At 44.5% G+C, this 11,169-nt stretch carries 11 protein-coding genes and 1 pseudogene; 8 read left to right on the top strand and 4 right to left on the bottom strand.

The window, feature by feature from the left end; genetic code table 11:
• Positions 1 to 76: 76 nt before the first annotated feature.
• Both C7Y66_RS17215 and C7Y66_RS32510 read left to right on the top strand, forming a co-directional pair.
• Entirely contained in the window at positions 77 to 1,252 is a 1,176-nt protein-coding gene (locus tag C7Y66_RS17215) for a cysteine desulfurase family protein (RefSeq protein WP_106546531.1), read from the top strand.
• A gap of 107 nt (positions 1,253 to 1,359) precedes the next feature.
• Positions 1,360 to 1,914, top strand: a pseudogene (locus C7Y66_RS32510) (DUF1995 family protein); the annotation flags it as partial.
• A gap of 83 nt (positions 1,915 to 1,997) precedes the next feature.
• On the opposite strand, the gene C7Y66_RS33435 reads toward C7Y66_RS32510, so the two are convergent.
• The 4 genes from C7Y66_RS33435 to C7Y66_RS17195 all read right to left on the bottom strand — a co-directional run bounded on the left by C7Y66_RS33435 (position 1,998) and on the right by C7Y66_RS17195 (position 5,260).
• Complete coding sequence (locus tag C7Y66_RS33435; protein ID WP_370143945.1) at positions 1,998 to 2,051, bottom strand: hypothetical protein; 54 nt, start codon at positions 2,049 to 2,051, stop codon at positions 1,998 to 2,000.
• Positions 2,052 to 2,134: 83 nt separating this feature from the next.
• Positions 2,135 to 2,512: a hypothetical protein gene (locus C7Y66_RS17205; RefSeq protein ID WP_015155400.1), complete on the bottom strand. Its 378-nt coding sequence runs from the start codon at positions 2,510 to 2,512 to the stop codon at positions 2,135 to 2,137.
• Between the two features lie 120 nt (positions 2,513 to 2,632).
• Positions 2,633 to 3,007: a hypothetical protein gene (locus C7Y66_RS17200; RefSeq protein WP_015155401.1), complete on the bottom strand. Its 375-nt coding sequence runs from the start codon at positions 3,005 to 3,007 to the stop codon at positions 2,633 to 2,635.
• A gap of 675 nt (positions 3,008 to 3,682) precedes the next feature.
• A complete protein-coding gene (locus C7Y66_RS17195; protein WP_106546529.1) occupies positions 3,683 to 5,260 on the bottom strand; it encodes a calcium-binding protein in 1,578 nt (525 codons plus the stop codon).
• 209 nt (positions 5,261 to 5,469) lie between these two features.
• Between C7Y66_RS17195 and C7Y66_RS17190 the strand changes: the two genes are divergently transcribed.
• From C7Y66_RS17190 to C7Y66_RS17165, 6 genes are all read left to right on the top strand, one after another.
• The gene (locus C7Y66_RS17190) at positions 5,470 to 6,405 is read left to right on the top strand and encodes an RluA family pseudouridine synthase (RefSeq protein WP_106546528.1); all 936 of its coding nucleotides are present in this window, start codon (positions 5,470 to 5,472) and stop codon (positions 6,403 to 6,405) included.
• Between the two features lie 601 nt (positions 6,406 to 7,006).
• Positions 7,007 to 7,525 carry a phycocyanin/phycoerythrocyanin subunit beta gene (locus tag C7Y66_RS17185; protein WP_015155405.1) on the top strand — a complete coding sequence of 173 codons (519 nt, stop codon included), beginning with the start codon at positions 7,007 to 7,009 and terminating at the stop codon, positions 7,523 to 7,525.
• 138 nt (positions 7,526 to 7,663) lie between these two features.
• A complete protein-coding gene (locus C7Y66_RS17180) occupies positions 7,664 to 8,152 on the top strand; it encodes a phycocyanin (protein WP_015155406.1) in 489 nt (162 codons plus the stop codon).
• Positions 8,153 to 8,287: 135 nt separating this feature from the next.
• Positions 8,288 to 9,130 carry a phycobilisome linker polypeptide gene (locus tag C7Y66_RS17175; RefSeq protein ID WP_106546527.1) on the top strand — a complete coding sequence of 281 codons (843 nt, stop codon included), beginning with the start codon at positions 8,288 to 8,290 and terminating at the stop codon, positions 9,128 to 9,130.
• A 64-nt stretch (positions 9,131 to 9,194) separates the two neighbouring features.
• A complete protein-coding gene (locus tag C7Y66_RS17170) occupies positions 9,195 to 9,959 on the top strand; it encodes a HEAT repeat domain-containing protein (protein WP_106546526.1) in 765 nt (254 codons plus the stop codon).
• A gap of 119 nt (positions 9,960 to 10,078) precedes the next feature.
• Complete coding sequence (locus tag C7Y66_RS17165; protein ID WP_106546532.1) at positions 10,079 to 10,729, top strand: HEAT repeat domain-containing protein; 651 nt, start codon at positions 10,079 to 10,081, stop codon at positions 10,727 to 10,729.
• The last annotated feature ends 440 nt before the right edge of the window (positions 10,730 to 11,169 follow it).

Raw genomic sequence — 11,169 nt, 5'->3', positions numbered from 1 at the left:
TCCCACACTTCCCACACTTCCCACACCCCACACCCCACACCCCATTCATCGCGCACCACATATTCTCTTGACATCCATGCAGATTTATCTCGACTACAGCGCGACAACGCCGACTCGTTTAGAGGCGATCGCCACTATGCAAGCAGTGTTAACTCAACAATGGGGCAACCCATCTAGCTTGCACGAGTGGGGCGGACGCGCTGCAACGGTGTTGGAACAAGCCAGAATGCAGGTGGCTAGCTTAGTCAACGCCCGTAACGCCGAGTCAATTATCTTCACTTCCGGTGGTACAGAGGCAGATAACTTAGCAATTATGGGGGTTGCTCAACGCTATAGTAGTCCCCAGCACTTGATTATTTCTAGTATCGAACACTCGGCGATCGCAGAGCCAGCAAGGTTACTAGAACGGTGGGGTTGGCAGGTGACTCGTTTACCAGTAGATGGCAACGGGTGCGTGAATCCCGATTGCTTGCAAGCAGCACTTCAACCGAATACAGTTTTAGTTTCAATCGTTTACGGTCAAAGTGAAGTTGGCACGCTACAACCAATTGAGACTTTGGGCAAGATTACCCGTTCCCACGGGGCATTATTTCACACAGATGCTGTCCAAGTTGCTGGACGCTTGCCTATAGATCTGCAAGAGCTACCTATAGATTTATTATCTCTTTCCAGTCATAAAATCTACGGTCCTCAAGGGGCAGGAGCGCTTTACATTCGCCCTGGGGTGGAGTTAGTACCGTTGCTAGGTGGCGGCGGACAAGAATCAAAACTGCGATCGGGAACGCAAGCAGTACCAATTATTGCTGGTTTTGGCATTGCCGCAGAACTCGCCGCTCAAGAAATGCCCACGGAAACATCGCGCTTGGTGTCATTGCGCGATCGCTTGTTCGCTCAATTAGCTGACGTGCCTCAACTCATCCCTACAGGCGATCGTCAGTCACGTCTACCGCACCACGCTAGTTTCTACATTAAAGGTGCAGATGGCGAGAAAGTCAGCGGGAAAACTATCGTGCGGCAAATGAATTTGGCGGGAATTGGGATCGGCGCTGGTTCTGCTTGTCATAGTGGTAAGCTTTCTCCCAGTCCCATATTACTAGCGATGGGATATGACAAAGCTGCGGCTTTGAGTGGAATTCGCTTAACTCTAGGTAGAGAAACCACAGCAGCCGATATTGACTGGACGGCAACGGTACTGAAACAAATTTTAGATCGCCTCATACCTGTAAAATTACAGTTATCAGTTAACAGTTAACTGTTATCAGTTATCAGTGGTAGTTGGTAGTTGCTCTGCAACTCTCTCTTCTCCCCCTCAGCTCCCTCAGCTCCCCCAGCTCTCTTCTCCCCCCTGCTCCCTTTCATATGAGAGAATTTCCCAAAACGCTAGAACAGGCGATCGCCCAAGCAGCAGTAGCCACTTCAGCAGCGATCGCGGATGGATATACTCGCCTGCAAGTGGAGTTAGCGATCCCAGAACTCAAACCGATGTCTGTTGCCGAGCAATTTTTAGCAGAATTTACTCAGTTCGGCTCCCAACTTAAGGTGTTTTTTCCCGATGCAGGTGCGGCGGCGCTAGCACGGCGGGATTGGGGAGAAGTACCATTTAAAATTGTCGATATCGGCACGCGATCGCCTCTGGAAGAAAAAATAGAACCAGAAGATGAGGCTTTGTTATTTATTTCGCCTTCTGCGGTAGAAGTCGAACGAGTAGAAAAGTTGTGCGAGTTAGCTACATGTCCTACGGTGATGCTCAATCCTCGTTTAGAAGATGTAGCGATCGTCGGGATTGGTTACGCTGGAAGACAATTACGCACCCGCTTTCTCAATAATATTGAATCTTGCTACTATTTGCGCCCCATCGAAAATATCTCCGTATTCCGTTCCTACCCCGGTGAATGGCAAATCTGGCGGGAAATAGAAGAAGAGTTTCAGTTAATTACCGAACAACCAACAAAACCAATGGGCGATGAAATCGATGCCATTCTCTACGGAGGTACGAGTCAATCCAATTCAACTGAAGCTGCTAATGCTTCTGGATCGAGAAAACCAGGAATTTTCGCTAGTATGCAAAGATTCTTACGGACTTTGAGTCGCTAAGAAATTCATTTTGACTTTTACCTTTTGACTTTTGACTTTTTTAAGCTACCGGATCGAGAGGTTGACAGAATTCATCCACGCCTTGTTTTTGAACGTATAACAAAACAGGCATTACCAGTAGGGTAGGGCAGATTTTAGCTGCTGTTAGTTGTTCTACTACTGGCGCAAAAGATTCATTTGCTAACGCAGATCGCAATTCTTGGCGACAAATAAAGGCACGACATTTCTTTGCCAAACTCGATAACCACTCTGCATTTGCTATATCTGGTTGCTGTCCGGCTCGAATTGCTAGTACCATAGCTGCATCTTCTAAATCTCCCTCACACTCTTCTATTTCTTGCAAAGCAGCAAGAGCATTGGGATAATTTGTCAATTCAACCTGCAATTTAGTAATTTCTTCTAAAGTAACTTGCGTCATGGAAAGGTTGGGAGCGAGAATTAAATCAGTGACTAGTTATCGATGACCAGGCGCGACAGTGACTCCTGACCAACAACTTATGGATTATTTGTGATGATAACTGATAACTGATAACTGTTCTTACAAACCTACTAATTCTCGCGACTCAAAATCAGTGAGTTGCTTGGCAATTTCTAGTCTTGCTTCTAGTTTGGCAACACTAAATTGATTGCGTAAATATTCTAAGTGCGCGATCGCATTAGCTTTATCAGCCGTCAGTCGCATGAGTGTATTGACTGCCGTTTGATATTCTTGATGAGTTAGCAGAACTTCAAAGCGACGTGCCTTACGTTGAGTGTCGTTTTTTAAGTCTATATCGAACGCCGATAGCCGATCGGCGTTTCCTTCTTCACGGCTAATTAGCTGTTGAACTGCCATAATTTGCGAGTCCAGTTCGTTGACTCTCTGGGCTGCTTGGGCGATCGCGGCTGGGTAGTGATTCAGTTGCGTTACCATTATCAATCTTCGACCAACTCAAATTTTTTCACGAAAAAGCAAGTGAAATTAAGCTATTAGCAGCGATTTATTGGAGTCAATCTTGATGCTAATTAACCTGCTGCTTTCCTCTTTATTTTAGCATTTTTGAATTGGATTGAAAGGTAGAAAAACCGTTCTGGTTAAATCTTGACAGCTTTCTACATAACAAAAATTTCTTGCGACTTGCTAGAAAATCTTAACTTTAAATCCATCTCTAAAATAGTTGCTCATGGTATCAGTAAATTGTATATCATGAAGCAATTGATTGCGATTTTGTGTTATAATTAAGAGTAAAGTTTTTAATACAATATAGTTACTTTCATTAGCGATCGAAGAAAATCGCGTTGACGTGACATTTGTAGGGACGCACGGCTGTGCGCCCCTACAGATCGTCTGTTTTACCCAATTGAAACCCGCTATCAAAATTTCAATTCAAAATTTCCCGGTACGGGCGGGTTTTGGGTCGAGATTTCTGGTCATTAGCCGCGAACATACTTGCTAAACCCGCCCCTACAACTTTTGTTCGCTGATAACTGATACCAATTTACTCTTTGACTACGACAAAAGAGATCCCCCCAACCCCCCTTATTAAGGGGGGCTAGGGGGGATCTTCTGTAGCATAGTTTTAGTGAAATGGTATGACCTACTCGTGTCTTAACTTGGAACAGAGATAGGTTCGGGATTGGTGTAGAAAAAGTAGGAATTGCCCAAATTTAGCTTTGTTGGCGATATATCCTTAACAATGCCGATGAGTTCATCTGGTTCGTTTCCAGGTTTATTGATGTATATTCCCGTACCTATGGGTAAACTGCCAGAGGTCGCTTTTAGCAGATAGTCAGTCGATTGTCCGATTAATGTAATCTTGTCCTCTTGAGGGTTAAAGTCTGTAATTAACGCATAGTCATTGTTACCAACAGTTGCAGCGTTGTCATCGTCGTAGTAGCGATAAGAGGAAGAGTATTTACCACTTAATGACTCGCCTAACCAAAAGTTATCTTTGCCTGCACCACCAGTAAGAGTGTCTATCTGCCCTTTGCCCAGAACTGACGGATTGGGACGACCGCCACTGACGAAATCTGAATCCATCGGACTAAATGGAGTTGTTCCCAGAAGTGAATCATTTCCATTACCACCTGAGAGGGTATCGTTGCCTTTGTCGCCAACCATGAAATCGTCATTATCGCCACCAAGCAAGGTATCGTTACCGTCAAACGCCCTCACGTAGTCGTTTCCTACCCCAGCGTCAAAATAATCGTCTTGCACAGTGCCGTAAAAACTATCCTCAGCAGTGGTAGTAAAGTAGCGATCGCTCAATTTTAATCCCGATTTGTTTTCGACAATTGCTAACAGTTCATCTGGTTGACTACCCGGTTTGTCAAAATAAATTGCCGTGCCTTGAGGTAAACCTTGAGGAGATGGTTTCAGAATATAGTTACTTTTAGCGCCATTCAGCCGAATCGTATCTTCTTGAGGATTGAAATCTTTAATTAAGCTGTAATCTCGCCTACCATCTGTGGTTGGATTGCCATCGTCGGTACTGTAACCGATTCCAAAAGTGTCTTTTCCCGCACCGCCAAATAACAAATCGATGTCGTTTTTGCCACCAATATAATCGTTCCCACCAAAACCAACCACGGAATCGTAACCGCCAGCGAGAAAGTCATCCCCAGCCCCACCATATATCGTGTCTTTACCTCCACCTCCTACCAAGTAGTCTTTACCATCGCCGCCTTCTAAGATATCGCGATCGCCACCTCCATCTAGAAAATCATTGCCGATATTGCCATAAAGCTTGTCATTACCGCTATCGCCTGAAACCTCATCGCTACCGTCTCCGCCTTCTAAATAATCTTCGCCATCACCTCCATGCATATAGTCATTGCCACTCTGACCGAAAACTTTGTCGTTTCCAGAGTCTCCCCATAAGGCTTCACTCTCATTTCCTCCGACTAAATAGTCGTTGCCGTTACCACCCTCTGTATAGTCGCTACCCTCACCTCCTTCGATGTAGTCGTCACCGTCACCCCCCTGAAGATGGTCGTCACCGTTCCCACCGAATATGCGATCGCTACTATTGTCTCCATAGAGGTAGTCGTTGCCGTCTTCACCGTAAAGGCGATCGTTACCCGAATTGCCTTGCAAAGTATCATCCCCAGCTAAACCGTAGATTTGGTCGTCGCCTACAGTGCCAGTTAACGTGTCGTTATTTATCGTGCCTCTAAAAATCGCCATATAGTTATTTCTGTATTCATCGATGCAAAATTAAATCTGTTATAGTGCTGTATTTCGGAGAAAGATGAACCTTTGTGATAAAAAGTAATTGATACACCGTATCTTTTCTAACAATCGAACCTGCACCCTTGCTTGGCTCAAAGATGAATGAAGGGTGACTTAGATAAAATTAACAATGCGAAGTGCAGAGGAATCGATTTAGAGTAGTCGTGACAGAAATTCATTTACAGGTAACAGCCAGTGACGATCGCCTAGACCGTTACCTTGCCCAACAACTTACACAATTGTCGCGATCGCGTCTGCAACAGTTGATCGAACAAGGCTGCGTCCAGATTAACGATTCAGTTTGCACGGCAAAAAAAACAGAGGTGAAAACAGGCGATCGCATTCGGATCGAAATTCCTGCCGTTCAGCCTTTAGAACTCAAACCCGAAGCAATTCCCCTCGATATCCTGTACGAAGATGATTCGCTACTCATAATTAACAAACCTGCGGGGTTAGTCGTCCATCCTGCCCCAGGTCATGCTGATGGTACTTTAGTTAACGCTTTACTCGCCCACTGTCCCAACTTACCAGGCATCGGCGGAGTGCAACGCCCTGGCATCGTCCATCGTTTAGATAAAGATACAACAGGGGCGATCGCGATTGCCAAAACTGACCTTGCCCAACAACACCTACAAGCACAACTCAAGGCAAAAACCGCCCGCCGCGAGTACTTGGGTATTATTTACGGTGCGCCGCGATCGCCCAATGGAACTGTAGATTTGCCCATCGGTCGCCATCCTACAGACCGCAAAAAAATGGCGATCGTTCCTGTAGACAAGGGAGGACGGGCAGCGATCACCCACTGGCAAGTTAAAGAAAGGTTAGGAAACTATACTTTAGTTCATTTTCAATTAGAAACTGGGCGCACTCATCAAATTCGCGTCCATAGCGCCCATATCGGTCATCCCATTGTGGGCGATCCGATTTATGGGTCTGGGCGTTCTGTTGGTGTCAATCTTTCTGGACAAGCTTTACACGCTTGGCGACTCACGCTACAACACCCAGTAACTGGAGAGGCGATCGAGGTGACAGCAGCACCTCCAGCAGAATTTAACACGCTTTTGGAAGTCTTACGGCGGAGAATGGCGATTTCTCGTTAGGCAAAAACATAATTTACGCATTGATTGTAAATTGTAGGGGCGCACAGCTGTGCGCCCCTACAGATATGTTTTCTCGCGATCGCCATCTTTCATGAGAGTGAAAAAACTGAAAAATATTTCTACGATTTCTTAACTTAGCTTTACAAAACGCAATAAAACTGAGTTGAACATTGGTAAGCATTAATACTCTCAAAACTAGATGAGCCAAGGCATGTATCTGTAAAAATGCTTAGTCAAATCACATCAAGTTTTGACAGAAACAATTAAGTTATATAACTCAATTTTCATTTCAGATAACTGAAAGCTATTTGAGCAAATGAATTCGTTAGTTTTCAGTGCATTTTTACACAGTTTAATATTATTTAACCAATTGGCGATCGAGCGCATTGTATAAAAAACTTACGAGGAATTTATAGCGAATAAAACTTTCGTTTCCAACGATATTTTCTCAAAATACTTTATAGCTAATCAGTGATATTTATCGTATTAGCTTATTGTTGGTATAGAGAAATATTGTGGCTGAGACAAAGTTTTGTTTGTGCTTTCCCGTGCGCTCGCACCGATAGAAATAGAAGCAATAAAATTTAGGAGAATTGAAAAAATGCTTGACGCTTTTTCTCGCGTAGTCGAACAAGCCGATCGCAAGGGTTCTTACCTGAGTGGTGATGAACTGAACGGACTTCAGGCGATGGTATCTGATAGCAACAAGCGTTTAGATGTAGTCAATCGTCTGACGAGCAACGCTTCTACAATTGTGGCAAATGCGTATCGCGCATTAGTAGCCGAAAGACCAGAAGTATTTAACCCTGGTGGTGCTTGTTTCCACCATCGTAACCAAGCTGCTTGTATTCGCGATTTAGGTTTTATTTTGCGCTACGTTACCTACTCCGTATTAGCTGGAGATGCTAGCGTCATGGACGATCGCTGTTTGAACGGACTGCGGGAAACCTACCAAGCTTTAGGTACTCCTGGTGATGCAGTCGCTTCAGGAATTAAAAAAATGAAAGATGCAGCAATTTCAATTGCCAATGACCCCAAAGGCATTACTCGCGGCGATTGCAGCCAATTGATGTCTGAAGTAGCTGGCTACTTCGATCGCGCTGCTGGTGCAGTTGCTTAATTTATCAGAAGCCAGGAGCCAGGAGTCAGAAGAAAAGAAGAAAAGAAGAATTCAGAATCTACAATTAATTCTTTTCACGACTCACGGCTCACGACTCATCACTCATTACTTACTAATTAATTTGGAGAGAATTCACAAATGAAGACACCTTTAACTGAAGCGATCGCTGCTGCTGATGCTCGTGGTTCGTATGTTAGTAATACCGAAATGCAAGCAATTTTCGGTCGTTTCAATCGCGCTCAAGCAGGTATAGAAGCAGCCAAAGCTTTTGCTAATAATGGGAAAAAATGGGCAGAAGCAGCTGCCAATCACGTTTATCAAAAGTTTCCTTACACAACTCAAATGCAGGGTTCTCAATACGCTTCCACTCCCGAAGGTAAATCGAAGTGCGTGCGCGATATCGATCACTATCTTCGCACCATTAGCTATTGCTGCGTTGTCGGTGGTACTGGTCCTTTAGATGAATATGTTGTCGCTGGACTGAAAGAATTCAACAGCGCCCTCGGTTTGTCTCCTAGTTGGTATATTGCTGCACTAGAATTCGTCCGTGACAATCATGGTTTGTCTGGCGATGCTGCTGGTGAAGCCAATACTTATCTCAACTACGCGATCAACGCTTTGAGCTAAAACAACATCAACATAGATTTTTGCCTAATTGGTAATGGGTAATAGGTAATGGGTAATGGAATGCTTCCAATTCTCAACACCAATTATCAATTACCAATTAATTGTTAGTAATCAGCAAAATCAAGGGAATAAAAAATGAGTGGAACAGTTATAGCTCAGTTCGTCAATGATGCGATCGCCGATGGAAAAGTCGAGCTGCGACAAAATTGGACTGAAGACGATTTACAAAAAGTCTTTCGGGCTGCTTACGAGCAAGTTTTCGGGCGACAAGGAGTCTATGCTAGCCAAAGGTTTGCTAGCGCTGAATCGCTGTTACGCAATGGCAAAACGACAGTGCGGCAATTCGTGCGAACTTTAGCAAAATCTAAGTTTTACCGAGAATGCTTTTTCCACAATAATTCTCAGGGGCGTTTTATCGAATTAAACTACAAGCACTTATTAGGACGCGCACCCTACGACCAGTCAGAAGTTGCCTACCATGTCGATTTATATGCCTCAAAAGGCTTGGATGCAGATATTGATTCTTACATAGATAGTCCCGAATACGATGCAGCTTTTGGCGATTGGGTTGTACCTTTCCATCGCGGGTTTCAATCTCAACTCGGTCAAAAGACTGTAGGCTTTCCTCGGATGTTTGCTTTGTATCGCGGTGCGGCTAGTAGCGATAACTCGCAATATGGGCGGCGTAATGCTCGCTTGAGAACCCAAATATCTCGCAATCAAACTAACTGGATTACACCACCTTCATCGCCCTCTGGCTTGTCTTTTGGCTCCAGATCGGCTGGAACGCTGGGAGTTTCTCCCGCTCAAGGTGACAGTCGGATGTTTGTCATCGAAGCCATAGCGGGTACAGTTGGCAGTAGAGTACCCGTGCGCCGTAGCGTACAAGTATACAATGTACCTTTTGAGAGGCTGTCAGCGACTTACCAGGAAATTCATAAAACTGGTGGCAAGATCGTCAGGATTACACCCGTGTAGATTTGGGAAATAACAGTAGGGGGCGCACGGCTGTGCGCTCCCTACTATTTAAGATTTAATCCGAATGAACGAACCAATTTTGACCCCTGAAGCCGCGATCGCAGCTTTGGCAGGAGAAGATAATCAAATTCGCTACTATGCTTCTTGGTGGTTGGGGAAGCATCAAGTACAGTCGGCTTGTGCGGCGCTGTGTGAAGCACTATTTGACGATCGCTATCGGTTGGAAACAGGGGGATATCCCTTGCGTCGTCAGGCAGCTAGAGCATTAGGGCAACTGAAAAATTCTCAAGCCGTGCCAGCTTTAATTGCAGCATTACACTGTCAGGAAGATCTACAACTGCGAGAAGCAGTCATTCAAGCTTTAGCTGCTATTGGCGATCGACGTGCAATTAACCCTTTGCTCGATTTGTTACATTCTCAACAGCAGCCAGATGAGGCTTTGATTGAAGCTTTGGGAACCCTACAAGTTTGGTCGGCTCGTCCGCAGATCGAGCCTTGCCTACAGCATCCCTCAGAGCGGGTGCAGTGTGCGGCAGCGCGGTATATGTATTTATTAACCCGCGAATCGCACTACATAGAACGTATTATCAAAACTCTCAACCACGACAATGTTTATTTACGCTGGGCAGCAATTTTCGATTTGGGCGCGATCGGTCAAAGTCAAGAGGTTATCCAGGCAATTATTGCGGCTAGGGTTCCCAACAATTTGAAGCTGTTGAATTTAAAGCAGATTCTAGAAGCTGGATTGAATGGTGATGCAAGAGATACAATCTCATCTGATTCTGGGCTACTTTTCAACGCGATCGATGATTTGTTAATTCAGCTTTAGAAAAGTCAAAAGTCAAAAGTCAGAAGTCAAAAGATTTGTAGGTCAACTTGAGAAAAGTCAAAAGTCAAAAGTCAGAAGTCAAAAGATTTGCAGGTCAACCCGCCCGTACAGAAATCAAAATGACTCAATTTGATGTTAGCCAAGCTGACTGTACTTCCGTGCGAGTCAGTGATTCATTAGAAAATATTATCGAACAGTTACGTGCCAGCTCGACTCCAGCAGAGGCGATCGCGATAATTGAGGCGATCGCTGCTTATCGTACCCCCGATGCGATTCCCCCTCTCATCGAGGCATTAAGCCATCATCATCCAGGTGTAAGAGCAGTTGCTACCTCTCAACTCATTCAGTTGGCTTCTCTATCGTTAGAAGCCCTAATTTCCACCTACTACACGGCTACAGACCAAGGGGTACAAGCACACATCATTCAAGCTTTAGCTCAAATTGGTGATTGTCAAGCGATCGCCATTTTAGAAGAAGTCGTCGGGGTATCCGTAGCAAACCACTGTCAGGGAAACGTTCGGCGCATTGCTGCTAGAGGTTTGGGCAAAATTGGTAGTACGGCGATCGATGCTCAGATAATTCACCGTGCCGTGGATAAGCTGAGTTGGGCATTGCTGTCACCCGAGGATTGGGCGCTGCGTTACGCTGCTGCCTTATCCTTAGCAGAAATAGGCACGCCAGAGGCGATCGCTGTCTTGCAACAAGCCTTAACTCAAGAATCAGACCGTGTAGTTCAAATCCGCATCCGCATGGCGCTGGCGGGGGGCTAGAAGAGAGCTAAGGCAGCTGAGGGAGCAATTATAAGTCACAAGCCTCTCGCCTCTTGCCTCTTTTCATGCACCACTCTTTTGTCAACTACCAACTACCCATTACCAATTTCCCATTACCCATATTTTCGTAATTATCGGTAATATTTATCAGCAAACTATTCATATTTATTTACATTTATTTCATAACTATAAAGATTTAAAAACTCTGTATTTGCTCTTTTTACTTATATCAAGAAAATATTAAGAAAATATGAAAACATATTTATACCGAATAATAAGTATAAATACTACTAAGTTTTTTAAAGAAAATCACAAAAATTAACCGTGAAATCTCTTATATGTAAAGGATTTGGAGCTTTTATTGACGGAATCACGTTAAGCTTAACAATTCGTAATAAATAATGCACTTATGGCGTTGTATAAACATAACCTGGAGGGAT

The sequence above is a fragment of the Chroococcidiopsis sp. CCALA 051 genome (assembly GCF_003015105.1).
Classification (GTDB): Bacteria; Cyanobacteriota; Cyanobacteriia; order Cyanobacteriales; family Chroococcidiopsidaceae; genus Chroococcidiopsis; species Chroococcidiopsis thermalis.
The sequence above is the reverse complement of the archived record's forward strand: the minus strand, read 5'-3'. Positions and strand labels throughout refer to the sequence as shown.

What these genes read in the sequence shown, in the direction of transcription:
- C7Y66_RS17215 (WP_106546531.1), top strand. Translation starts at nt 77, where the DNA reads ATGCAGATTTATCTCGACTACAGCGCGACAACGCCGACTCGTTTAGAG.
- C7Y66_RS17205 (WP_015155400.1), bottom strand. Translation starts at nt 2,512, where the DNA reads ATGACGCAAGTTACTTTAGAAGAAATTACTAAATTGCAGGTTGAATTG.
- C7Y66_RS17200 (WP_015155401.1), bottom strand. Translation starts at nt 3,007, where the DNA reads ATGGTAACGCAACTGAATCACTACCCAGCCGCGATCGCCCAAGCAGCC.
- C7Y66_RS17195 (WP_106546529.1), bottom strand. Translation starts at nt 5,260, where the DNA reads ATGGCGATTTTTAGAGGCACGATAAATAACGACACGTTAACTGGCACT.
- C7Y66_RS17185 (WP_015155405.1), top strand. Translation starts at nt 7,007, where the DNA reads ATGCTTGACGCTTTTTCTCGCGTAGTCGAACAAGCCGATCGCAAGGGT.
- C7Y66_RS17180 (WP_015155406.1), top strand. Translation starts at nt 7,664, where the DNA reads ATGAAGACACCTTTAACTGAAGCGATCGCTGCTGCTGATGCTCGTGGT.
- C7Y66_RS17175 (WP_106546527.1), top strand. Translation starts at nt 8,288, where the DNA reads ATGAGTGGAACAGTTATAGCTCAGTTCGTCAATGATGCGATCGCCGAT.
- C7Y66_RS17170 (WP_106546526.1), top strand. Translation starts at nt 9,195, where the DNA reads ATGAACGAACCAATTTTGACCCCTGAAGCCGCGATCGCAGCTTTGGCA.
- C7Y66_RS17165 (WP_106546532.1), top strand. Translation starts at nt 10,079, where the DNA reads ATGACTCAATTTGATGTTAGCCAAGCTGACTGTACTTCCGTGCGAGTC.